Here is a 23,176-nt window from a genome sequence, read left to right as displayed (position 1 = left end):
GACAGCCCGGCCCCGTGTCAGCCGGCCGGAGCCTCCGCGAGAATCCGGTCCAGTACGGCCTCCAGGGTGTCGCACACCTCTTCCTCGCCGAGCGGCACCAGCCGGTCCGTACGGTCCAGGAAGGCGACCAGCGGCGGTGCGCCGGCCCGGAACAGGGCCCGTTCGGCGCCCACTTGGAGGCTGATGAAGACGTCACCGAGGTGCTCCCCGGACGACGGCTCGATGCGTACATCCCCCTCGCCGGACGGCCGGCTCAGCCCGTCCAGCAGCAGCTCACGACTGAAGACCCAGGTCACGGGCATATCGCCGGGGAGATCGAAAGTGAAACGGACGGCAAACGGATCCGCGATGTCGAAATCCAGCTGTACCGGGATCCGGAACGCGAGCTCCTCGGAAACGAGGAAGCTCATGATCACTTCTGCCTGAACTGTGTCGGTCATCAACCACTGCCCCGCAATTGATCGGAGATGGCCGGGAAACATCCCCACAAGCCCTATTGACGCCATCGTCTGTCACATGCAAGCAGATCACAAGGAGTGAGTTTTCAGATACTGATAGAGAACGCGAGTGTCGTTAGTGTCGCCTCCGCCATTGTTCGTAGTCGGTCTGTCACGTTACGCAATCGATGCAGTTCGTGGGCGGGGAGAGATACCGCTAGCGCCGCGACCGCCGAGCCGACCTGTACGGGAATGGCGGAGCACACGGTGCCCAAGGCATATTCCTGTTGTTCATAGGCGACATGTCCGCGACGCACCGTGTCCAGGCGATGCAGCAGGTCGTCCTCGGTCCGTACCGAGAACGGCGTGACGGACTGGACGGGGTAGCGGGCCAGATGCTCCCTCCTGGTCGCATCGTCGAGCTGTGCGAGCAGGCACTGGCCGATGGCATGGGCGTGCGCGGTGGCACGGAAGTCCGCCCACTCCTCGACCGGCGGTCGTTCCGGGTCGTCGGAGACGGCCACCACCTCCACCTCACCCTCCCGGTAGACGGCGAAGTAGACGGCAGCCCGCAGCTCGCGGCCGGCCATGGCGAGCGCCTCGGCGATCTGGGTGCGCCGTCGGCGCCGCGCCCCGGCCTGCCCGATGGCCTCGGCCGCTTCACCGAAGACGAAGAGGCCGTTCTCCCTGCGCAGATAGCCCTCGTGGGTCAGGGTCCGCAGCAGGTGATACGTCGTCGGAAGCGGCAGTCCGGTCTCTCTGGCGAGCTGCTTGGCGGGCGCTCCGCCGACATGCGCGCCGACCGCCTCCAGCAGGCGGAGCGCACGCTGCACCGAGCCGATCAGGGTGGGGCGAGAAGCGGATTCGCCGTTCCCGACTGCCAACGCCACCCCCAGGACCCGCAGTTTTCCGGAACATCATCGTCCGGAAGACGCCTGCGGTCCGCACTCTAGCTGCGGCGGTGCGGGCGGCAGGGCGAAAGCCTTTGAGTTAACTCACCTGGCGCACGTCGTGATCGGATCCGGCGCCGCGTGACGGTGAGCGCGCCCGGTGAACGAACGTCGCCCCGCTCCAAGGGCCGGAGCGGGGCGAGGTCGGACGGGGGGTCGAGCGGAGACGGACGGCAACCGAAGGGGCGGCCGGGTCGGGCGGTGCCAGCCGCACGGCCGGTGACCCCTGACCTACCAGTCGCTCTTCGACGAGGACGACGAGGATCCGCTGAACCTGCGTACGAGATAGATGACTCCGGCGATCAGCGCGGCCGCTATGAGGATCTTGAACAGCAGGCCGATCAGAATGCCGACCGCCGTGGCGATCAGTCCGCCGAACACCACGATCACGACGACGGGCACCACAACCCATGTGACCCACCACGGAAGCCCTGCGAATATCCCCTTACCAGCCACTGCTCTGCCCTGCCTTCTCTGTCGGTCTCGGTCGGTCTCGCGTCATCGTCTGTCGCGTCCATGGCACCGTCCGCACGCCGCGCGTACCGCCGCCTGGCGTGTCTCCGGTCCCCCTGTACCAACGATGCTAGGTCGCCGAAGCCTGCCGCGGGGACTCCGCAGCCCTGGTACTTCCCTGATCCGACCCTTAGGGGTTCGGGGCCCGTCTCTCAGCTCTCAGGGGGAGAAAAGACCACCATGACCCGGAGGTCCTCGCTGATGTGGTGGAACTTGTGCGGCACCCCGGCCGGCACATAGACCACGCTGCCGCGCGCCACCGACTGCGTTTCCTCGCCGACGGTGATCGCCGCCCGCCCGCTGACCACCAGATACACCTCGTCCTGGGCATGCGGCTGCTGTGGATCGATGCTGCCCGCATCCAGCGCATACAGCCCGACCGACATGTTGCGCTCCCGGATGAACTGCAGATACGCGCCGTCGTTCGCAGCCCGCTCCGCTTCCAGCTCATCCAGTCTGAAGGCCTTCATGCCGTTCGCACCCCTCGAGGATTCGGAGTCGTCTGCGACGATCTCACCATGAAGCATTTTCTGGTCAAGACGATCGCCAACGCCGCGGCGCTTGCCGTGGCCATCTGGCTGCTCAAGGACATCACGCTCACCGGCGACAACACCGGCCGCAAGATACTCACGCTGGTCCTCGTCGCGCTGATCTTCGGGCTGGTCAACTTCATCGTCAAGCCGGTGGTGAAGCTGCTGTCCTTCCCCCTGTTCATCCTCACCCTCGGCCTGATCACCCTGGTCGTCAACGCACTGATGCTGCTGCTGACGTCCTTCCTCGCCGGAAAATTCGACCTGGCCTTCCATGTGGACGGCTTCTGGACCGCGGTGCTCGGCGGCGTGATCATCTCCATCGTCTCCTGGGCGATGCACATGATCCTCCCCGAGGACGACTGACCGCCCCAGGCCCCACCGGCCAACGAACGGCCAACAAACGGCCGACCACCGGACCCTCCGACGACGACAACCGCCCCGACAAGGACTGGCCCCTGTGAACGCCCCCTTCCGTATCTGCTTCGTCTGCACCGGCAACATATGCCGCTCACCGATGGCCGAGTCCGTCTTCCGTTCCCGTATCGCGGAAGAGGGGCTCGACGGCCTGGTCGAGGTCGACAGCGCGGGCACCGGGGGCTGGCACGAGGGCGACGGAGCCGACCCACGCACGGTCGCCGTACTGCGCGCGGGCGGCTACGACCACACCCACACCGCCCGGCAGTTCCAGGCCTCCTGGTTCGCCGACCGCGATCTGGTGATCGCGCTCGACTCCGGTCATCTGCGCGCACTGCGCCGGCTGGCCCCCACCCGCGAGGACACCGCCAAGCTCCGTCTGCTGCGTTCGTACGCGGCCGACGCGGCGCCCGACGGAGAGCCCGGTCTCGATGTGCCGGATCCGTACTACGGCGGATTCGAAGGCTTCGAGGAATGCCTGGAGATGATCGAGAAGGCCAGTGACGGCCTCCTGGACGCGGTCCGCGACGCCGTCGCCACCGGCACCCAGGACACGTCCCTCTCCCTCAGCACCACGCCAGAGGCAAAGGAGCACGCATGACGGGCGACGGCACCCGCGTCGTACGGGCCGGGCTGCCCGAGCCCGCGGCCTACGAACCGTCCCTCCCCGGACCGGTCTTCGCGGCCCATTTCCACCTCCCCGGCGACGCCGTCGGCCCGTACACCTACGGCCGCGAGGCCAACCCCACCTGGTCCCGGCTGGAACAGGCCATCGGCGAACTCGAATCGCCGGAGGAGCCCGCGCACACCGTCGCCTTCGCCTCCGGCATGGCGGCGATCACCGCCGTCCTCTTCTCCCAGCTGCGCGCCGGTGACGCGGTGGTGCTGCCCAACGACGGCTACCAGCTGCTGCCGGCCGTCCGCGACCGTCTGGAGAGCTACGGCATCGAGGTCCGCACGGCACCGACCGCGGGCGACGCGCAGCTCGACGAGCTGGACGGCGCCCGGCTGCTGTGGATCGAGACACCCTCCAACCCGGGCCTCGACGTCTGTGACATCCGGCGGCTGGCCGACGCCGCGCATGCACGCGGTGCCCTGGTCGCCGTCGACAACACCCTTGCCACCCCGCTCGGCCAGCGCCCGCTGGACCTCGGCGCCGACTTCTCGGTCGCCAGCGGCACCAAGGCGCTCACCGGACACGGCGACGTCCTGCTCGGATATGCCAGCACCCGCGACGCTGCGCTGGCCGATGCCGTACGGCTGTGGCGCAAGACGGTCGGCGCGATCCCCGGCCCGATGGAGAGCTGGCTCGCGCACCGCTCGCTGGCCACCCTCGCGCTGCGCGTCCGCCAGCAGGCGGCGGGTGCGCTGGCCCTCGCCCAGGCACTGGCCGGCCGCCCCGAGATCACCGGCCTGCGCCACCCCGGACTGCCCTCCGACCCGTCCCACCGGCTCGCCGCGGCGCAGATGCGTCCCGGCCTCTTCGGCTCCGTGGTCTCCTTCACGCTGCCCGACAAGGCACATGCGGAGCGGTTCCTGGCCGCGCTGACCTTGGTGGACGACGCGACAAGCTTCGGCGGCGTACGGTCCACCGCCGAGCGGCGCGCCCGCTGGGGCGGCGACGCGGTAGCCGAGGGGTTCATCCGCTTCTCGGTCGGGATCGAGGAGCCGGAGGATCTGATCGCGGACGTCGTGCGGGCACTGGATATGGCGCAGCAGATCGGCTGAACCGGACCAGTTGCCGGAGCCCTCGAGGGAACTGGTCGGCGGATATTCCCCTCGCCACCCCGCCGGACCCGGTGTTTCACGTGAAACCAACCAGTGCGGTGTTTCACGTGAAACTAACCGCTGCAACAAGGCCAGTTGGCCGATCGGCGGCGCCCCATCACGCCGGCGACAGGACGGACTTCGCTGCGCATGAGTGGCGGCTGCGGACGGCCCTGAGCTGGTGCGCGGGGGAACTTCAGGAAGAGCGCGTCCTGCGGCACGGGTTTCACCGGCCCATGACTGCGGCATCTGTCCCCTATGACAGTACGGCCAGTCGTCAAACGCACCGCCCGCGCGATTCTGCTCGACGACGCGGACCTCGTACTGATCAAGCGCACCAAGCCGGGCCGGGCCCCGTACTGGATCACTCCGGGCGGCGGCGTGGAGCCCGGGGACGCCACCGTCGTCGAGGCGCTCCACCGTGAGCTGGACGAAGAGCTGGGGGCGAAGGTCAAGGACGTGGTGCCGGTCTTCGTCGACACCGTCGAGCACTTCAGCGATGGCGGCGTGGACGGTGTGAAGGTGCAGCACTTCTTCGTCTGCCGGCTGGACTCGATGGATCCCTCACGCCGGCACGGCCCCGAGGTCGACGAGCCGTGCGGGGATTACGAGATCGTGCGGGTGCCCTTCACCCGGGTCGGGATCGCCTCCGTCGAGGTCGTACCGCTCTCGCTGCGGCACTATCTCGACGGCAACATCGAGGGCGTACGGGCGATGCATGCACCTGACCTGGGCTGAAGCCGACGGTCAGGGGTAGAGACCGCGAGGCGGGCCCTGGCATCTTCCGGTCGGCCGCTCACTCTCTCGCCATCGGCGAACCAGCCAAAGCGCATGCCTCAGACGAACCATCCTCGGAACTCCGGCTCCTCCTCCACCGGACGCCGCGGCTGGGCCCGCGCGAGGACCTGCTCGACACGGTCGAGGAATTCCCCGTTCAGCTGCTCCGCAAAACTGCGCCGCATGGGCGCAGCCGGCCGCACGTCGGATCCATAGGCGCCGTGCGGGTCGTGCGTCTCCTCGTCCAGCCCGTCCCACAGGTCCTCGTTCTTGCGCTCCGTACGCTGGAAAGGCGCGCGATCCGCCGCCTCCGCCGCGGCGCCGAAGAAGTCGCCGCCCTTGCGCTTGACGTCGTCCGTACCCCAGGCGCGCGCACCGCGCTCGCGTGCCGGGACCTTCTGCAGATGCGGAATGTGCTTGGCGCAGTGGATGTACGCCTCTTCGACCTCGACCGTCACCCACAGCTGCGCCCGCCGCCCGGGTATCGGGTCGACCGGCAGATCGGGCCGGTCGGCCCGCATCTCCTCGTCCAGCACCACCCGGGCCCGGCCGTTGACGTGCAGCCCGATGCGGTCCCTGGTGAAGTCGATCATCAGAATGCCGAGCCGCGGGTTCTCCGAGAGGTTGCCGATGGACGCCATGACGCCATTGCCCCGGTACTCCGGGTAGGCCAGCATCCGCTCCCCCAGCACCTGGACGAATCCGGGCGGACCGGCGCGGAAGGAGGAGTCGCATTCGCCGTGCCGGTCGGCCGTGGCCAGGAAGAACATCTCCTGCCGGGCCACGAACTCCCGCATCCGGACGTTGAGGTGGTCCAGAACCTGGTCGTCGTAGAAACGGTCGGCGCGCCGGGTCGTGCCGAGTCTCTGCTGCACCAAGTGCTCGCCATCGCTCCCCGGGCGCTGTCCGCGCATGCCCCGTTCGCCCCCCGTACGACCGAAATCACCCTGTACTGCCAAGACCTCAATCTCCTGCCGAGACCAGCTCTTCTATGGAGTCATGCCGTATGCGGTCGGCCGGGATGCCGACCCCCACCAACGCGTCCACACCGCTGCGGATCAGTCCGGGCGGACCGGAGAGATAGGCGTCGTATTCCCGGAATGGGCCGTATTGACGTACTGCGTCGGGTAGTTGGCCGGTCACGCTGCTCGCCCCGCCGCGACCCGTCGGCCCGTTGGCGACCACCGGGCGGACCGAGAGCCAGGGGTGTTCCTGCTCGAGGCGCAGCATGGTGTCGATGTCGTAGAGGTCGTGATCGCTGCGGGCGCCGTAGAAGACATCGACGGGGCGGCGGATGCCGTGCTGGGCGACATCCTCGACCAGCGCCTTGATGGGCGCGATGCCGGTACCTCCGCCCACGCACAGCAGGCCGTTGCGGGTGGCGTGGTCGACGGTCATCGAGCCGGACGGGGCACCGAGGCGGATGACGTCACCTGGGCGGGCGCGGTGCACCATCGCATTGGAGACCCAGCCCGCCGGGACCGCCTTCACATGGAACGAGAGCAGGCCGTCCGAACGCGGCGCCGAGGCGAAGGAGTAGTGCCGCCAGACCCGCGGCCACCAGGGGGTTTCCAGACTGGTGTACTGGCCGGCAAGGAACGGGTACGGCTGGTCGGGGCGGACCGTCACCACCGCGATGTCCGGCGTCCGCAGCTCGTGCGAGACGATCTCGGCCTGCCACCAGGCGGGGGCGACCGCCTCGTTCTCGGCGGCCGCGTCGATCATGATCTGCGAGATCGCGGTGTACGCACGTACCCAGGCCTCCTCCGTCTCCTTGCTCCAACTGGACGTCGCATACCGGGAGAGCGCGCTGAGCAGGCATTCGCCGACTGCGGGGTAGTGGTCGGGCATGGTGCCGTATTTACGGTGGCCGCGGCCGAGGTGGGAGAGGTACTCGGTGAGGATGTCGGCGTCGTCGACATGCTTGGCGGCGGTGAGCAGCGCCTTGAACAGCCGGTCGCGCTGGGTGTCCATCGACGCGGGGAACAGCGCCCGCAGATCGGGGTGCTGGACGAAGAGCAGCGCGTAGAAGTACGAGGTCACCTTGTCGGCGACCGGCTCGATCTCCGCCATGGTGCGACGGATGAGAATCGCGTCGGGGGAGGCGGGCGGGGCACTGGAGGCGGCTGCTTCCACTGCCTCCAGGGTGGGCTCCGCGGCTACGGGATGGCGCACGACGGTCTCACGCTCGGGCCGGGGCCCTGTCGGACGCTCCGGCTGGGGTGCTGCTTGTCGTTCCGCCTGACGCTCGGCCTGTCGCTCCGGCTGGCGTTCCGCCTGGCGCTCGGGGGGAGTGAAGAAGGGGCGGGGGGCGGGCTGGGCGTCCGGTGCCGTCGTGGGCACGGGGCCGCCGGCTACCCCCGTGGCGCGCACCGATTGGTGTACGGGCTCGGGCTCCCGGCGCGGCCGGGTCTCCTCGGGCGGGCGAGGTTGCTGGTGGGGGCGAGGCTCCTGCCTGGGGCGAGCCTCCTGGCGCGGCTGGGGATCCGGGCGCGGCTGGGGATCCCCAAACGGATGAGACCCCCAGAGCTGCTGGGGATCCTGATGCGGCTGTGACTCCGGCCGCGGCTCCGGTACGCGCTCACGCTCGGCGGCCGTGCCTACGGGTCTGATCGGACTGACCGGCCGGCTGGGTATCCGTTCCCGGCCGTCCTGTTCCCGGACCTGCTCCTCCTGGCCACGGGCACCGCCCTGACCACGTGGATCGCCCTGATCGCTTCGGCCGTCCTGACCTCGGTGCTGGTCCCGCTGCTCGTCGGGAGACTTTTTCGACGGCGGAGTGAACCAACCCCAATCGCCACTGCTGCCGCCAGAAGAGCCGCTATCGGCCGATGTGGTGGTCGGAGCGTCCATGGTCTGCCTCGCCTCGAACGTCTTTCGGTCGTCTTCGCACTTCCGTTGATCGGAACTGCCCGGAATTCCCCCCGCCCTGCCCCGGAATTCTTAATCCACTCAAGCTATTCCGGCAACACCCCCCAAAGCGGACAACTTTCACTTCCTCGCAGCAATCAACTCGGATGCCGACTCAGCAGCATGCCATCCCGGCTCGGCACATCGGACAAACAGCCGGAAGTTCGGTCGTCGCACCCGCTTCACCGGTAGCCTGGCGGACTTGCTCGCCCCTGAGCGCGCTCGCGGAAGCCCTCACCCCCGCCAAGCCGGACTCGACCATACCGGCACCGGTTGAAACCACAAGCCCTGATCTGGGAGCACTCAGCGCGCCCCCTTCGATAACAGTGACACTCCCCACAGAGCGCGTTTTCCGCACATATCCTGGACGAATGCCGCCGTAGAAAGATCAGAATTACCCGCGAGTACGCACCAGTTCGTACGCCTCACGCAGATCACGCCCCACATAGGCATATGAGGCGACGTCACGGACATGGTGGTCCGCATTCACGGCCACCGACGCCGGAACCGCAGCGAACAGGTCGGTGTCCGACATCGAGTCGCCGTACGCCACACAGTCGGCGCGGGTCAGCCCGTACTGCACACAGAGTTCATCCGCGATCCGCACCTTCGCCGCCGAGGTGAGAATGCCGGCCGGCTCCACCGGCTGCCGGATCGGCACCACGGGCCAGCGCGAACCATGTGCCGCATCGGCGCCCCAGGGCAGCAGCCGTTCGACGAAGAAGTCCGGGGACAGGGAAATCACCGCGCACCGTTCGCCATGTGAACGGATGTCCGCCCAGACCTCCCGGATCCCGGCCAGCCAGGGTGCGTTGTCGAACGCCGCCTCGAGATGAGATTCGGTCAGCTCGGCGGCCCACAGATCGGCCGCCAGCTGCGCGAACCGTGCCGGTGTCAGCTCGCCCGCGGCGAAGCCGCGCTCCAACTCGGCCATCTCCCGGCCCAGCCCGAGCTGCCGGGAGATCTCGACGGCGGCGGCGGACCCGTACAGCAGGGTTCCGTCCATGTCGAACAGATGCAGCTTGGTCATGCGTCGGAGGGTACGTCGGGCGCACATCGGGAGTGCCTCGGGAGTACGCCGGGAGTTCGTCGGGGCATCCCTTCGCTCCGGCGGGGTGCGCTGCGCACGCCCTCCGTACGCAAACGCCGTGCGCGCCCCCGTACTCAAGGCCGCGTACGCGCGGATACTCCCGCCGTCAGATGTATGCCGCGGCGCCGCCCGCCACCGTGGGACGTATGCCTCAGCTCAGCCGCCCCGCCCGCCGGGCCGTCCTTGTCGTCCATGTCGCCGTCTCCGTCGGCTGGCTCGGGCTCACGCTCGGGCTGCTCGCCCTGAGCATCACGGGTTACACCGCCGCCTCCCCCGATACGGCGGCGGTCGCCTACCGGGCAATGAAGATCTTTGCTGACTGGCTGGTCCTCCCGGTGGCGCTGATTGCGCTGGTCAGCGGGCTGGTGCTGTCCCTCGGTACGGCATGGGGACTGGCCCGCCACCGCTGGGTCTACGTGAAGTTCTGGCTCACCCTCGTCACCGTGCTGCTGTCGGTCTTCTCACTGCGGCCGGGCATCGATCGCCTGGCGGCACAGGCCGCCGCGGGCACACCGGCACCCGACATCGGCCTCCTCATCGCACCGGCCGTCGCCACCGCCACGTACTTCTTCATCACCGCGGTGTCCGTGCTCAAGCCCTGGGGCCGCACCAAACGCGGCAGCCGACTGCGCCGCCGGGCACAGTCGGCCTAGTGGAGCCTCATCGCCCTCAGGCGAGCTCTGCCCCGGCCGTCGCCGTGGCGGCGATCCGGTGGTCCTGCTCCGGGGCGCCGCCGCCGAAGCCGATCGCGCCGATCAGCCGGCCGTCCCGGTGGAGCGGCACCCCGCCGGCGATGAAGAGCAGCGGCCGGTCCAGCGCGGTGGGCAGCGTGTGGAAAAGCCCGTCGGGCCGTACGAGATCGACGAGGTCGGCGGTCGGCGCGTCCAGCTGGAGCGCGGTGTACGCCTTGCGGGTGCTGGTCTCCCCGGAGATCAGCACGGCCTGGTCATCGCGCCGGAAGCCGAGAAGGTGGCCGCCCGCGTCCAGCACGGTGACGCTGCCCCGTACGCCGAGACCCTCGGCTGCCCGTACGGCGGCCTCGATGAGCGCCTCGGCGTCACAGGTGGTCAGGGGGCGGACGGTGGGGGTGGGGGCGGAGGTGGTGGTCATGGGGGTGGTGCTCCTTGAGGGGGTGTGCGCGAGGGGGGTCGTGCGATTGATGGGTTGCGGGGGGGGAGGCGAACGGGGTGTGGGACTCCCAGATATCAGGCGGCTTGGGAGGTTTTCGCCCACTACGCCGCCTGGTTGGCCACCGGCTGATCGGCAACCGTGGCGGGCCCGCCGCCGGCCACCACCTGGCCACGGCGCCCCGTACGCCGCTCCAGCGCGGAGGCGAAGACCGCCACACCGAGCGCCGCGACGGTCATCAGCGCGCCGACCCAGTTGGGCGCGGCGTAGCCGAGTCCGGCCGAGATGACGAGCCCGCCGAGCCAGGAGGCCAGCGCGTTGCCGAAGTTGAAGGCGGCGATATTGCCCGCCGAGGCGAGCGTGGGGGCGGAGGCGGCCTGATCCATCACCCGCTTCTGCAGCGGCGGTACGGTCGCGAAGCCGAAGAAGCCGATCAGCGCGATGGTGAGGGTGGCGCCGGCCTTGTTGTGCGCGGTGAAGGCGAACGCGGCGAGCGCCAGCGCAAGACCGCCCAGGGCCACGTAGAGCATCGGCATCATGGCGCGGTCGGTGAAGCGGCCGGAAATCAGGTTGCCGCCGACCATGCCGAGCCCGAAGACAGCCGTCAGCCAGATGACGGAGGACGGTGCGAAGCCGGCGACCTCGGTCATCATCGAGGCGAGGTAGGTGACGGCCGCGAAGACGCCGCCGAAGCCGAGGACCGTCATCAGCATCGCGAGCCCGACCTGGGGGTTGCGGAAGACCGCGAGCTCACTGCCGATGCGTGCGGCGGCCTTCGCCCGCTGCGCGGGGACGAGCTTGACGACGCCCAGCAGGGCGAGCACGCCGAGCGCGGTGATGGCGTAGAACGTCGTCCGCCAGCCGAACTGCTGGCCGAGCAGGGTGCCCGCCGGAACGCCCACGACATTGGCAACCGTGAGACCGCTGAACATCAGCGAGATGGCGGTGGCGCGCTTGTGGGGCGCGACGAGGTCGGCGGCCACCAGGGCGCCGATGCCGAAGAACGCGCCGTGGGTGAAGGCGGCGACGATCCGCCCGGCCAGCATGAGACCGAAGTTCGGTGCGAGGCCGGTGAGCAGGTTGCCCACGATGAACAGGCCCATCAGCAGCGTCAGCATCTGCTTGCGGGTGAACCGCGTGCCGAGCGCTGTCATCAACGGCGCCCCGACCACCACGCCCATGGCGTAGAGGGTGGTCGCGTATCCGGCGAGCGGGATGGAGACGCCGAAGCCGTCCGCCATGTCGGGCAGCAGGCCCATGACCGCGAACTCGGTCGTTCCGATCCCGAAGGCGCCGATGGCGAGCGCCAGGAGTGCGAGAGGCATGACGGATCCCTTCGAAAGATTGCGTCCGTGGATTGCGTCGTTCCTGTGCGACGTTCATTGCGTCCGTCGCTAACGAGCGTCCACAATAATTGCAGACGCGCATTACTTGCAAGCGCGGGCTATTTCGGAAGTGTCCTATCCTGGTTCGTACGACCCATGAGGAGGTCTCCGATGACGCAGCAGACGCATGAGACGCCGCAGGCAGCAGCCTCAGGGGCGCCCGGCCGTGGGCTCGCCCAGGGCTGGTGCGCGCTCTCCGCCCTGCACGGCCGGATCGAGTCGCACATCGAGCGCGCGCTCCAGGCCAAGCACGACCTCAGCGTCCGTGAGTTCTCTGTCATCAACGTGCTCAGCGAGCAGCACAGCGGACCGGGCGGCCATCTGCGGATGCACCAGGTCGCCGACGCCGTGGTGCTCAGCCAGAGCGCCACCACCCGGCTGGTCACCCGGCTCGAGGAGCGCGGGCTGCTGGAGCGCTATCTCTGCCCGGACGACCGGCGCGGCATCTACACCAACGTCACTCCGGACGGCCTCGCCCTCCTCGAAGAGGCCCGGCCGACACACGACAGCGCGCTGCGCGACGCCCTGCAGGACGCCGCGAAGCGCCCCGAGCTGGCGCCGCTGGTCACAGCCGTGGAGACGCTGGCGCCGTCGGCTTAGCGCGGATGCGGGGCCAGGGCTCCCGGTCGCGCGTAGGGTCCGGCACATGAGCGATATCGAGATACGCCGCGCGACCGAGGCCGATCTGCCCGCCATCGTCGCCATGCTGGCCGACGACCCCCTGGGCGCCACCCGTGAGTCGCCGGACGACCTGCCGCCGTACCGTGCCGCGTACGAGGCGATCGCCGCCGATCCACAGCAGCACCTGGTCGTCGCGGTCCGCGAGGGCCGTACGGTCGGCACCCTCCAGCTCACCGTCATCCCCGGCCTCTCCCGCCGCGGCGCGTCCCGCTCGCTCATCGAAGGCGTACGGGTCCACGCCGATGAGCGCGGCGGCGGTCTGGGCACTCAGCTCATCGAATGGGCGATCACGGAATCCCGGGTACTCGGCTGCGCGCTGGTCCAGCTCACCTCCGACGCGACCCGTGTCGACGCCCACCGCTTCTACGAGCGCCTCGGTTTCGAGGCCTCTCACCTGGGCTTCAAGCGCGTGCTCTGAGGCCGTCAGGCGCATCGGGCCGTCACGCGCGCCAGGCGCTTTCCTCCAGGCGGGCACTTTCGGTCCCGGCCGACGCCTGTGGGACCCGGCGGGCGCGCTCCCGTGCCCGGTGCGCCTTCTGCCGGCAAGCGGCGCCGCAGTAGCGCGCAGGCCGGCCGGTACGCGCCGCCGCGACCGGCCCGTCACACACCTCGCACCGGGTTTCGTTACGGCCGGGTGCCTCCGTCGGCAGTTTCGTTACGGTTCGGCTTGCGCGCAGACCGTCGCACATCAGCACCGTCATCCGGCCCGGCGCCCCCGCCGCACCCCCCGCACCGGACCGTCGCCGCTCCATCGACATACACCCGACCAACACCGCACGGACATCGCCCAAATCAACGTCTGGCCTTACAGCGCCTGCGTGTTGGGCACGCATCAGCAGCACACCGAGGGCTTCCGCGAAGTCCCGCTCGGGGCCCGGCATCATCTCCTCACCCGTCTCGCCCGACGCCTCCAGCGCATCGCACAGCGCATTGTTCTGCGCGGCGAGCCGTACCACCGAGGAGAGGAAGCGAAAGAACACCCCTCCCGCGTCCTCGGCATCGGCCAAGTCCCTTGCGGTGTCCGTGAAAAGTTGTATCCGGTCCACGACCGATGCCCTGAACAGGGCTTCTTTGGAAGGGAAATGGCGGTACACCGTCCCGGCCCCCACGCCGGCCCGCCGCGCGATCTCGCCGAGCGGTACGCCCAACCCCTGTTCCTCGAAGGCGGATCGGGCCGCCTGGAGCACCAGTGCCCGATTGCGCCGGGCGTCCGCGCGCGAGGGAGCCGACCCGTTGTCCGCCATCCGTAAGCCTCCTGGAAGCGCCCGGATCCATCGCCGAGCCCGCCCGGAATTCCAACCGGGCCGTTCGTTCCGATTCTATGGGAGGGCTGAGAGGGGGGCCGGAGGGCCTCGCCGGGGCACGCCGGGGGCCGACGACAGGGCCTCCCACGCAAAGAGGGCGTGTTTCACGTGAAACCCTCGGTTTCACGTGAAACACGCCCCATGTACAAGGTGTGGACCCGTATGCAAAGGGTGGACCCCGTTTCACGTGAAACAGGACCCACCCCATGGCCTGCGCCGTCCTCAAGCCAACGTCAGCAACGCCCGGGCTCCCTCACCGCGCGGCCACTGCCTCATCCCATGCCGTGCCCGCCGCCCCGGCTGCTGCGGCCTCGTCGACCTCCGTGCCCAGCGCCCGCAGGCCGACGGCCAGCGCCGCCAAAGAGGCCAGCACCACGCCCCGGTCCGCGGCGCGGCCGTAGTGGTTCACCCGGATCATCTCCTTGGCCAGCGCACCCGCGGCGGCCTGCACCGGCACCGAGCCATCGGCGGCAAGCGCTGCCGACACCACCTCGCGGGCATCCACGCCCTGCGGTGCGCGCAGCGTGGTCGCGGCAGGCGCCGCGTCCTCGTCCCGGATCACATAGGGCACCGGGCCGCCCAGCGCCTGCACACCGGCCCGTACCGCCGCGGCCGCCGCCCGGTGCCGCGCGATGACCGCATCCAGCCCCTCGGCCGCGATACGGTCCACCGCCTGCTCCAGGGCGAGCATCTCCAGCTGCGCCGGAGCATGCGGCAGGGCGGTGCGGCCGCCGTCGATCCAGCGCTCCTTCCAGTCCCGCAGCGAGAGGTACGAGCGCCGCGGTGCCTGCTCGTTGGCCACGATCCGCTCCCAGGCACGGGCGCTGACCGATGCCACCGATACCCCGGCCGGTCCGGCCAGCGCCTTCTGTCCGCCGATCACACACAGGTCCACGCCCCACTCATCGGTGAGCAGCGGCTCGGCGCCGACCGAGGCGACCGCGTCGAGCATCAGCAGTGCCCCGTGCCGGCGCACCACCGCACCGATCTCGGCGACCGGATTGGTGTTGCCGGTCGCCGCCTCGGCGTGCACCAGGCTCACAAAATCGATCTCGGGGTGCTCCCGCAGCGCATCCGCCACCTGCTGGGGGCTCACCGCACCGGTGAACGGCGCGGTGAGGGTGATGACCTCGGCGCCGCAGGAGCGCAGCCAGCCGCCGAAGGTCTCGCCGTACGGGCCGGTGATGATGTTGAGCGCGGTGCTGCCGGGCCGTACGGCCGAGCGGATGCAGGCCTCCAGCGGCAGCAGCGCCTCGCCCTGCATCGCCACCACATCGCAGCGGGTGCCCATCAGCGCGGCGACCTTGTCCTCGATCCGCGCGAAGTGTGCGGCGGTGAGCGGCGGCAGGTCGAGCAGATCCGGGGCAGCGGGGTTCGCGGTCGGGTCAGACACGGCAGTCACAAGGCCTTCCAGCGGTAGCGAGCCGCCCGGTCCAGGCGGCTCCTGACGTCTCGTTCGACTGTACGTCCGGCCGCTGCACCACCGCCGTACGGGCCTTGGGCCCCTGCCGGGCCCGCCGCGTGCCTCAGACCCGCCAGCCCTCCGCATCGATGCCGCCCGGCACCGGCCCGGCGGGCTCGTACGGGCCGCGGGTAAAGACAAAGGTCCCCAGGTCCAGATGGCTTACCGATCCGTCCTCCGCGTGTACCGCCCGCAGCGTCTCGCCCACGTAGTAGCCGTCGAGACCGGTCCAACTGCCGTCCGCCTCCGGCCGGAATCGCGAACCGCGCCCGGCACCGTACAGCGGTGTCAGTTCCAGCCCACGCTCCGCCTTCAGCCGCAGTACGAACGGTCGCGCGCCCCAGTACCACGGCCCGGTCAGCGCCAGCAGTTCCTTGTCGAGCGGGTCGGCCGCCGGACGCCATGGCTCCGGAATCCTCGGCTCACGGTTGGCCACGATCTCCAGGAGGTCGGCCGCAATCCCCCCGACTGCGGGCCCCGACGTGCAGTTGGCCAGCGCGATCCCGGCGAGGTCCTCCTCGGCATCCACCCACAGAGCCGCCAGAAAGCCCGGCATGGAGCCGGTGTGCCCGGCCAGCCGACGCCCGCCCGCTGCGCCTTCGCCTCCGACCGCCCGCCGCGGATCCGTCCGTACGAGCTGCAGTCCCAGGCCATAGCCCGCCGCCCCGTCGTCGCCCTCCGGCGGCACCGCCGGGGCCCGCATCTCGGCCACGCTCGAGGCGCTCAGCACCCTCTCATCGCCCCGCAGCAGGAACGCCGCCCACCGGCACAGATCCTCCAGCGTGGACCACAGCTGGCCCGCCGGGCCCATCAGCCCGGTGTCCTGGGCCGGTTCGGGCAGCAGCGCATCGGCCCAGGGGTGCACCGCCCAGCCGCCCGCGTGCGGCATCTCGGGCCGCATCGTCGTACGCGCCATGCCGAGTGGTTCCAGTACTTCGCGGCGCAGGATCTCGTCCCACGGCGCACCGTCCCGCAGCCGTTCGACGAGCGCGCCGAGCAGGGCGTAGCCGGGGTTGGAGTAGTGATGGCGGCGGCCGGCCGGGAGGCGCTGCGGCCGCTCACCGAAGAGATCGGCCGGCTCGGGACGCAGGTGTCCCGAGGTGCGCTCCCACCACGGCCCTCGTGCTTCTGCCGCCAACCCAGAGGTGTGCGCCAGTAGTTGAGCGATCGTCGCCTCGGGCACCGGCGTCCCTTCCAGGTGCCTGCCAACCGGGTCCTCCAGTCCCAACACCCCTTCGTCCCGCAGCCGCAGCACCATCACCGCGACAAAGGTCTTGGTGAGTGAGCCGATCCGGTACTGCACATCGCCGTGTGGCACCTCCCCCGGAACCGACGTCCGGGCACCCGTCCACACCGCCCGGCCAGCGCGGACGACCGCGCCCATCATCGACGGCGCCCGCCCCTCGGCCTGGCCGACCGCCAGCCGGCACAGCAGCGCCCGCCGTGTCTCCGGCAGCAGCTCGGCATAGGCGTCACCGGTGTCGACCGTTCCCGCCCGGCCGGCCGCCGAACCCGGCTCGCCCGCACGCGGCTCCGGCAGAGCCTCGGCCTCCTGGGCAGCGGCATCGTCGCCCTCGGTCTGCCGGGGCCTGGGCTTCTGTGGCTCAGGCTTCTTTGACGCGGTGGACGCAGCTGTGGTCATGGTGCTCCTCAACGGCCGATACGGCTGGTCGGCAGGCTTTGGCCCGCCGCGGATCACCCTCTCCCGACGACCGCCCCGCACGCGAGGTTTTTGCGCCCTCCACCGCGTGGTCACCCCAGTGCGGCGGCCCCGATCACCGCACCGAGCGCCGTCTGCTCGTCCTGCGGCAGCCGACGCGCCGCGTGCACCATATGCAGCGCGGACCGCAGCCGCAGCCGGTCCCCGTCCGTCCCCAGGTAACCGAGATAGGCCGGAAGCGTCAGTCCCAGCGCTGTCAGATCGGCGCGTGCACACCATCGCGACAGCAGTTCGCGGATACGCGCATCGACGCCCTCATCGAGGACCCGCCGCACCGGTGGGGCGTCGCCTTCCGTCCCGGCAGCCGATGCCTCCGACGCCGTCTCACGCAGTCCCTCCGCGATGGCGAACCGGTTCCAGTCGCCGTACTGCCCCTCGGGCAGCTCATCCACCCGCTCGGCGGCCCGTACGAAATACCCGTACGCCACGGTCGGTTGCCCCAACTGCCGGTACGCCTGGCCCATATTCAGGTACAGCGAGGGATAGAACCCCCGCACCCGGTCGTCCGCCACGCGGTCGGCCCGGTCCAGACACTCCTGGTTCCAACGGAGCGTCTCCTCGGGCGAGGTCTGGTGGCGCGCGAGGTAGTGCGCTGCGATACACGCCTCGTAGTCGTCTCCGGCCGCGTCCCAGGCCTGCTGAAAGAGTTCGTACGCGGCGTCGGACCGCCCCTCCGCCTCCGCCTGCATCCCCGCCACACACAGCCGCACCACCGGCAGCTCCGGATCCATCCCCCTGCTCCCCCCGTCAGCCATCGGCACGACCCGCAGGCGTACGGGCACCGGACCGCTCGCTCACCGGCATCGCCAGCGTCGTAAAACTTCCCTGGTCAGCGGACCGGACCACAACGGGCCGGTCCGCCGAGGCAATCTCCAGCAGCGCATCGGGCCCCACCCCGGCCTCCAGCGCGGGCACAAGGACCGCCGGATCAAAGGCGATCCGTGGAACCGTCCCATGTTTCACGTGAAACACCGCTCGCAGCCGCACGGGCTCCCGCTCCCCACCCGTCACCTCGAGCTCAGGCTCGCCGTCCTGCCCCGCGCTCATGACGAGCGACACCACACCGCCCCGCCCGGCGACCGCGTCCCGCAGCCCGTTCCGGTCGGCGATGATCCGGTCTCTCCCTGCCTCAAGCCCCTCCAGGATCAGCCGGTAGTCCGGGAACTCCTCGGGAGCCGGGCCCGGGTGCCTGCCCTGCTCCCACTTCTGACGACGGCCCTTCTCCTGCGGTGGCTCCCAGCGCTCGCCTCCACCGGCTCCCCGAAGCCGAAACCCTGCCGCATCCGTCGTACCTCCCGCATACGTCGAATCCGCGGTGTCCCCCACCACGCCACCGCACTCCACCTCGACCGCCATCTGCCGTACGGCCCACTCCGCCAGGTCCTGTGCTGCCTGCGCCTCGATCAGCGCCTTGCGCGGCCCGCCCTCGAAGTCCGTGGCCCGCAGCACCCTTACGGCCAGCCGATAGCGGTCCGTGGCCACCAACCGCACCTCGCCGTCGATGAGTTCCAGCAGCACACACCCCAACACCGGAAATTCCTCGCGCTCCGCACCCACTGCCGCAGCGGACATCACCTGCCGTACCGCACCGGCGAGCTCGGCACCGTCGACCCGGGCCCGCACCCCTCGGCCGCCCGGGTCCCCCGACACCTCCCGCAGAAAGCCCTCCACCACGGCCTGCGCCTCGTCCGCCGTACGCCGTGTCCGCTCCAGATACGCGCGCAGCACGCCCCGCGCCGCTTCCTCCGGACCGTCCAGCACCACCGCAACATCCACCAACGGCAACCCCGCAGCCCGCAGGCGTCGCAACCGCACTCCGCGGGGCGCCTGCCCCGCGCCGTAGTACCGGTACCCCGTCGCCTCATCCACCAGGGCCGGCCGCAGCACCCCGCAGTCGTCGTAGAAACGCAACGCGCTCGGCGCCAGCCCCACCCGTCGCGCGAACGCGCCGATGCCCAACAGCTCTTCCTCGTCCATGAGCGGGATTGTCGGGCTTCAACCAACCTGAAGGTCAAAGGCTTCGGCACCAGTGGGACGCCTCACCGGCGCCGAGTTACAGACCGCTCACCCCGGGCCCCACCAGCCCCGCCTCATACGCCAGGATGACCGCCTGGGTGCGGTTGTGGGCACCGAGCTTGGCCAGCACATTGCCCACATGCGTCTTCACGGTCTCCAGGCTCACGATCAGCTCGGCGGAGATCTCCTGGTTCGTCAGACCCTTCGCCATCCGCCGCAGAATGTCGGTCTCACGCTGGGTGAGTGCGGCCAGCCTGCGCGCGGCTTCGCGGCGCACCGGCCGGCTCGTGGCCAGCCGCCGGACCACCTCGGGGAACAGCACGGAGTCACTGGTGGCGACCAGCCGGATGGCATGCGCGATCTGCCGCGCCGGGGCGCGCTTGAGGACGAACCCGCTCGCCCCGGCCTGGAGCGCGTCGTAGACGTATTCGTCGTTCTCGAACGTGGTGATCACGACGACCTTGGGCGGATCGGACAGCTCGGCACGCACGCGCCGGGTGGCCTCGATTCCGTCCACCTGAGGCATCCGCACATCCATCAGCACCACATCGGGCCTCAGCCGCATGACCAGGGGGAGCACCTCTGCGCCATCGGCGGCCTCACCCACCACGTCCACATCGGGTTGGGCGGACAGCAGGGCCCGAAGCCCGGTACGGGTGAGCTCCTCGTCGTCGGCGATGAGCACACTCACCGGCGTGTCCGGAGACGTATCCGGTGTGGCCAGGACGGCCTGCGCGCTCTGCGCGGTGCCCGCGGTGCTCATGGCGCCGACCGTAGCGGAATCCGTGCAGCGAGGCGCCAGCGTTTGCCGCTCCGCTCCTCTCCCGCGCCGCCCTCACTCTCCGTCACCCCGGTGGACACCTCGCCGCGCAGCAGTCGCACCCGCTCCGCAATTCCCGCCAGGCCGTTCCCCTGCCCGCGCCGCTCACCCGGCCGGAAGCAACCGGCCGCCGCGTCAACAGGGTTGGTGAGCTCCACGCTCAGCCAGCCGTCCTGGGCGGTGACATTCAACGCGATGCCCGTTTTCGTGCCGTGCCGCAGCGCATTGGTCAGCCCCTCCTGGACGATCCGGTACGCCTGCCGGGAGGCGGTGGCCGGTATCCGGTCCAGCGCGCCGACGGTCTCGACGCTCACCTCGGCCCCGGCCCTTCGGACCCTCTCCACCAAGAGGCCGATATCGCCGAGCGTCGGCTGCGGTGTCCGGGGCGATTGCCCCTCCCTCAGGACGCCGAGCACATGGTCGAGGTCGTCCATCGCCGCCCGGGAAGTCTCCTCGATGCTGCTCAGGGCCCGGCGCGCCGCGTCCGGGTCCCGCTCCATCAGCTCGCCCGCGACGGCGGCCTGGATGGTGGACGCCGTAAGGGTGTGGCCGATGGAGTCGTGCAACTCCTGCGCCAGCCGATTGCGCTGGGCCAGCTGACGCATCTGCTCCTCGACGGCGGCCAGCCGCTCTGCCGGGGTGTGGTCAAGGAAAACCGGAGCGAGCAGCCGGAGGACAGCGGCCGCACCGGCGCACACCGCCACCGCCACCGCCAGACATCCGGCGGCCGCAGCCACTGCCCACAGCCCTGGCAGCCCGGAGTTCACCCTGAGGGTCTGCCCGAAGGCGTCGACGGCTCCTCCGCCGCCCAGCCATACCGAGGCGAAGGTGACAGCGCTGAGCAGCAACAGGCAGCTCAGCGCTGTCACCATCATGCCCAACGCCATATGCGGCACCAACCACCCCGCCGTACGCAGCCGGTTGATCCACAGGCCCCTGGAGGGTTCCTCCGACGCCGACTCCAGCGGAGCGGGCAGTTCGGTCCCCAGCAGACCATTCGCCAGCCGCACAGATCCCCGGCGCACCGCGCGAGGACAGCCCATCGCCGTGATCACCACCGCGAGCGCGAGCATGAAGCCCGCGATCCGCAGCCCCGTCGGCCACACCCGCGGCGCGCACAACAGCGCAGTCACCAGCGGCACCATGCCCAGCATCGCGCCGAGGAACGCGTGAACCCAATCGGACATACCTTGCTTGGCTGCCCTGCCGAAGCGTGGGCGATTCATTTTGCGCACGGTCCGATGATGGCAGCGGACCGTGCCGTAATCCTCCCCCGAAAGAGCCAGACCGGCCTCCCGATTCCGGGGGTACCGAAAACCCCTCGCCGTAGCGATGCGCGCACACAGCACTTCGTGCGAGCTTATGGAAAACGAATCAGATATCGCCGATCGACACCCAACACCCCATACCCAACACAACACAAGGCAAGGCAAGGCAAGGCAAGGCAAGGCAAGGCAAGAGACATTAACTGCGCCGGATATCAACCGTCCTGCTATCGATCGGGAACCCCATGTCGCCAAAAAACAAAGGACTCGCCACATTCCTCACCATCACGTTCGCGGGATCATGGCTATGGCTGCTGATCGCGCACTTCGGCCTCGACTTATCGGCGCTCAACCCCCTACTCCAACTGCCCTATTGCTGCATGCCGGCTATTGCCGCGCTGATCGTCCGCCGCTGGGCAACCAGGGAAGGGTTCGCCGACGCCGGGCTGCGTCTGCGGCTGAAGGACGGTTGGCCCTATTACCTGGCAGCATGGCTCGGCCCCCTGCTGACAGCCGGCGCCACCGGCGGCCTGGCGGCCCTCCTGGGCCTGTGGCGACCGGATCTTTCCCCGCTGAGCAGCCTTGTTCCCGGCATACCCGGTTGGGTTACGGTGGCCCTTCTGATGCTGGTGGTCCCCGTGCTCACACCGGTGTACTGCGGCGAGGAATTCGGCTGGACAAGCTATCTCCGTCCGCGCCTCTACGACGGCCGTACGGTACCGTCCGTCATCGCCACCAGTCTCATCTGGGCGGTCTGGCACTACCCTTTGGCCTTTACCGGCTATGTCGCATTCCCGAACGTGATATCCGGGCTGGCCTCCTGGACCCTGTCCTTCCTCTTCCAGGAATCGATTCTGGCCTGGCTGTACATACGCAGTGGAAGCATCTGGGTCGCAAGCCTGGCCCACGCCGGAAACAATATGGTCCTGTTCCTGCTCACCGGACAATTGCTGGGCACCGGAGGCGGCCTGGGCGCCCTCGTCACCACACTGCTTCCCACCATTCCGATGGCCGCGATCAGCATATGGCTCCTCGTCGGCCGGAAATGGATGCCCCCGAATTCCGCTGGTCTGCCGGCCGCAGAGCCCCGTGCCGCAACCCGCTCCTCGTAGCCCATCCAGCAGCCGAGGAGGGGTGCCTCAGAGGCACCTGGCGACCGAGCGCTCGTCACTCTCCGAGCCGTACGGCCACGGGGCCCTCGTGTCAGACCGTCTTGACCGTGCCGCCGTCGATGACATAGTCCGCACCGGTGATGTTGCCGGCCACGTCGGAGAGAAGGAATGTGATCAGGGATGCCACCTCCTGGGGTTCGGCGATCCGCCCGGTCGTGATGGCGAACGCGTCCGGGATCTGCTGGAGGAACGCCGCATGCTCAGCGCCGGCGCCCGCTGCGACCTTGCCGCCGAAGCCGTTGGGGTCCTCCCAAATGGCGGTGCGCACCACACCGGGCGAGACGGTGTTGACGCGTACGCCCTGCGGCCCGAACTCCTCTGCGAGGGACTTGCCGAGCGAAGTAAGTGCCGCCTTGGCCGCGCTGTAGGCGACCGGGCCGACAGCCGGGAGCCGGGAGTTGATGGACGAGACGTTGACGATGGCGCCGCGGCGCTCGATCAGGCTGGGAAGCGCGGCTCGGCTGATGCGGACCGCGCTGAGCAGGTTGAGGTCGAAGATGCTCTCCCACTGCGCGTCATCGGTGTCGAGGAACCCGACCGGCTCGACGGCATCGCCGGCACCGACGTTGTTCACCAGCAGGTCGATGCCGCCCAGCTCCGCGAAGGCACTCTCCATGAGAGTGACCCCTCCCTCAGCGGTGCTGAGGTCGGCCGACACCGGGAGGGCTCCGGATTCCTTGAGTTCGGGGGTGATCGTGCGGGCAGCGCCGACAACGCGGACGCCCTCGTCGATCAGCATCCTGACGGTGGCCAGTCCGATGCCCCGGCTGGCGCCGGTGACAACAGCGGTCTTGGAATCGAGGTTGAGCTTCATGATTCTCCGCTCTTGAAC

Annotated in this window: 25 protein-coding genes; 8 read left to right on the top strand and 17 right to left on the bottom strand. The window is 69.6% G+C overall.

Annotated features, from left to right (window positions below):
* Window positions 1-17: 17 nt before the first annotated feature.
* The 4 genes from ADL29_RS07280 to ADL29_RS07265 form a co-directional block, all read right to left on the bottom strand.
* Window positions 18-440 (bottom strand): SsgA family sporulation/cell division regulator, encoded by a 423-nt coding sequence (locus ADL29_RS07280; protein ID WP_046927025.1) that lies wholly within the window; start codon window positions 438-440, stop codon window positions 18-20.
* 104 nt (window positions 441-544) lie between these two features.
* A complete protein-coding gene (locus ADL29_RS07275; protein WP_053922927.1) occupies window positions 545-1,321 on the bottom strand; it encodes an IclR family transcriptional regulator in 777 nt (258 codons plus the stop codon).
* Between the two features lie 297 nt (window positions 1,322-1,618).
* Window positions 1,619-1,843 carry a DUF5326 family protein gene (locus ADL29_RS07270; protein WP_053922893.1) on the bottom strand — a complete coding sequence of 75 codons (225 nt, stop codon included), beginning with the start codon at window positions 1,841-1,843 and terminating at the stop codon, window positions 1,619-1,621.
* A gap of 209 nt (window positions 1,844-2,052) precedes the next feature.
* The gene (locus ADL29_RS07265) at window positions 2,053-2,370 is read right to left on the bottom strand and encodes a cupin domain-containing protein (RefSeq protein ID WP_046931011.1); all 318 of its coding nucleotides are present in this window, start codon (window positions 2,368-2,370) and stop codon (window positions 2,053-2,055) included.
* Window positions 2,371-2,418: 48 nt separating this feature from the next.
* On the opposite strand from ADL29_RS07265, the gene ADL29_RS07260 reads away from it, so the two are divergent.
* The 4 genes from ADL29_RS07260 (at window position 2,419) to ADL29_RS07245 (ending at window position 5,352) form a co-directional block, all read left to right on the top strand.
* Window positions 2,419-2,796, top strand: a complete 378-nt coding sequence (locus ADL29_RS07260; RefSeq protein WP_046927028.1) for a phage holin family protein — start codon at window positions 2,419-2,421, stop codon at window positions 2,794-2,796.
* A 151-nt stretch (window positions 2,797-2,947) separates the two neighbouring features.
* On the top strand, window positions 2,948-3,448 hold the full coding sequence (locus tag ADL29_RS07255) for a low molecular weight protein-tyrosine-phosphatase (protein ID WP_245689209.1): 501 nt from the start codon (window positions 2,948-2,950) through the stop codon (window positions 3,446-3,448).
* Complete coding sequence (locus tag ADL29_RS07250; protein ID WP_053922892.1) at window positions 3,445-4,575, top strand: cystathionine gamma-lyase; 1,131 nt, start codon at window positions 3,445-3,447, stop codon at window positions 4,573-4,575. Before ADL29_RS07255 ends, ADL29_RS07250 begins: the two co-directional genes overlap by 4 nt.
* Before the next feature lie 297 nt (window positions 4,576-4,872).
* Window positions 4,873-5,352 carry an NUDIX domain-containing protein gene (locus ADL29_RS07245; RefSeq protein WP_053922891.1) on the top strand — a complete coding sequence of 160 codons (480 nt, stop codon included), beginning with the start codon at window positions 4,873-4,875 and terminating at the stop codon, window positions 5,350-5,352.
* Window positions 5,353-5,450: 98 nt separating this feature from the next.
* Here ADL29_RS07245 and ADL29_RS07240 read toward each other — a convergent pair whose 3' ends face one another.
* From ADL29_RS07240 to ADL29_RS07230, 3 genes are all read right to left on the bottom strand, one after another.
* Window positions 5,451-6,266 carry a pyridoxamine 5'-phosphate oxidase family protein gene (locus ADL29_RS07240; RefSeq protein ID WP_078970822.1) on the bottom strand — a complete coding sequence of 272 codons (816 nt, stop codon included), beginning with the start codon at window positions 6,264-6,266 and terminating at the stop codon, window positions 5,451-5,453.
* A gap of 88 nt (window positions 6,267-6,354) precedes the next feature.
* Complete coding sequence (locus tag ADL29_RS07235; protein ID WP_053922889.1) at window positions 6,355-8,244, bottom strand: globin domain-containing protein; 1,890 nt, start codon at window positions 8,242-8,244, stop codon at window positions 6,355-6,357.
* Between the two features lie 451 nt (window positions 8,245-8,695).
* On the bottom strand, window positions 8,696-9,331 hold the full coding sequence (locus ADL29_RS07230; protein WP_053922888.1) for an HAD family hydrolase: 636 nt from the start codon (window positions 9,329-9,331) through the stop codon (window positions 8,696-8,698).
* 206 nt (window positions 9,332-9,537) lie between these two features.
* On the opposite strand from ADL29_RS07230, the gene ADL29_RS07225 reads away from it, so the two are divergent.
* Window positions 9,538-10,044 (top strand): hypothetical protein, encoded by a 507-nt coding sequence (locus ADL29_RS07225; protein ID WP_046931013.1) that lies wholly within the window; start codon window positions 9,538-9,540, stop codon window positions 10,042-10,044.
* A 16-nt stretch (window positions 10,045-10,060) separates the two neighbouring features.
* Here ADL29_RS07225 and ADL29_RS07220 read toward each other — a convergent pair whose 3' ends face one another.
* Both ADL29_RS07220 and ADL29_RS07215 read right to left on the bottom strand, forming a co-directional pair.
* A complete protein-coding gene (locus tag ADL29_RS07220; protein WP_053922887.1) occupies window positions 10,061-10,501 on the bottom strand; it encodes a GlcG/HbpS family heme-binding protein in 441 nt (146 codons plus the stop codon).
* Window positions 10,502-10,623: 122 nt separating this feature from the next.
* On the bottom strand, window positions 10,624-11,844 hold the full coding sequence (locus ADL29_RS07215) for an MFS transporter (protein ID WP_053922886.1): 1,221 nt from the start codon (window positions 11,842-11,844) through the stop codon (window positions 10,624-10,626).
* Between the two features lie 171 nt (window positions 11,845-12,015).
* Between ADL29_RS07215 and ADL29_RS07210 the strand changes: the two genes are divergently transcribed.
* Both ADL29_RS07210 and ADL29_RS07205 read left to right on the top strand, forming a co-directional pair.
* Window positions 12,016-12,504: a MarR family winged helix-turn-helix transcriptional regulator gene (locus ADL29_RS07210; RefSeq protein ID WP_053922885.1), complete on the top strand. Its 489-nt coding sequence runs from the start codon at window positions 12,016-12,018 to the stop codon at window positions 12,502-12,504.
* Window positions 12,505-12,550: 46 nt separating this feature from the next.
* Window positions 12,551-13,003: a GNAT family N-acetyltransferase gene (locus tag ADL29_RS07205; RefSeq protein WP_053922884.1), complete on the top strand. Its 453-nt coding sequence runs from the start codon at window positions 12,551-12,553 to the stop codon at window positions 13,001-13,003.
* Between the two features lie 22 nt (window positions 13,004-13,025).
* Here ADL29_RS07205 and ADL29_RS07200 read toward each other — a convergent pair whose 3' ends face one another.
* From ADL29_RS07200 to ADL29_RS07170, 7 genes are all read right to left on the bottom strand, one after another.
* Window positions 13,026-13,829: a TetR/AcrR family transcriptional regulator gene (locus tag ADL29_RS07200; RefSeq protein WP_078970815.1), complete on the bottom strand. Its 804-nt coding sequence runs from the start codon at window positions 13,827-13,829 to the stop codon at window positions 13,026-13,028.
* A 313-nt stretch (window positions 13,830-14,142) separates the two neighbouring features.
* Entirely contained in the window at window positions 14,143-15,282 is a 1,140-nt protein-coding gene (locus ADL29_RS07195; RefSeq protein WP_425424207.1) for a pyridoxal-phosphate-dependent aminotransferase family protein, read from the bottom strand.
* A 133-nt stretch (window positions 15,283-15,415) separates the two neighbouring features.
* Window positions 15,416-16,993: a serine hydrolase domain-containing protein gene (locus ADL29_RS07190; protein WP_078970814.1), complete on the bottom strand. Its 1,578-nt coding sequence runs from the start codon at window positions 16,991-16,993 to the stop codon at window positions 15,416-15,418.
* 110 nt (window positions 16,994-17,103) lie between these two features.
* A complete protein-coding gene (locus ADL29_RS07185) occupies window positions 17,104-17,802 on the bottom strand; it encodes a hypothetical protein (RefSeq protein WP_053922882.1) in 699 nt (232 codons plus the stop codon).
* 16 nt (window positions 17,803-17,818) lie between these two features.
* Window positions 17,819-19,048 (bottom strand): MerR family DNA-binding transcriptional regulator, encoded by a 1,230-nt coding sequence (locus ADL29_RS07180; RefSeq protein ID WP_053922881.1) that lies wholly within the window; start codon window positions 19,046-19,048, stop codon window positions 17,819-17,821.
* A 76-nt stretch (window positions 19,049-19,124) separates the two neighbouring features.
* Entirely contained in the window at window positions 19,125-19,850 is a 726-nt protein-coding gene (locus tag ADL29_RS07175; protein WP_078970813.1) for a response regulator transcription factor, read from the bottom strand.
* The gene (locus ADL29_RS07170) at window positions 19,847-21,094 is read right to left on the bottom strand and encodes a sensor histidine kinase (RefSeq protein ID WP_053922880.1); all 1,248 of its coding nucleotides are present in this window, start codon (window positions 21,092-21,094) and stop codon (window positions 19,847-19,849) included. Before ADL29_RS07170 ends, ADL29_RS07175 begins: the two co-directional genes overlap by 4 nt.
* 323 nt (window positions 21,095-21,417) lie before the next feature.
* Between ADL29_RS07170 and ADL29_RS07165 the strand changes: the two genes are divergently transcribed.
* Window positions 21,418-22,284, top strand: a complete 867-nt coding sequence (locus ADL29_RS07165) for a CPBP family intramembrane glutamic endopeptidase (protein WP_053922879.1) — start codon at window positions 21,418-21,420, stop codon at window positions 22,282-22,284.
* A 91-nt stretch (window positions 22,285-22,375) separates the two neighbouring features.
* Here ADL29_RS07165 and ADL29_RS07160 read toward each other — a convergent pair whose 3' ends face one another.
* Complete coding sequence (locus ADL29_RS07160) at window positions 22,376-23,158, bottom strand: oxidoreductase (RefSeq protein WP_053922878.1); 783 nt, start codon at window positions 23,156-23,158, stop codon at window positions 22,376-22,378.
* Window positions 23,159-23,176 lie beyond the last annotated feature (18 nt).

Origin of the sequence: Streptomyces chattanoogensis, assembly GCF_001294335.1 — a bacterium.
Classification (GTDB): Bacteria; Actinomycetota; Actinomycetes; order Streptomycetales; family Streptomycetaceae; genus Streptomyces; species Streptomyces chattanoogensis.
The sequence above is the reverse complement of the archived record's forward strand: the minus strand, read 5'-3'. Positions and strand labels throughout refer to the sequence as shown.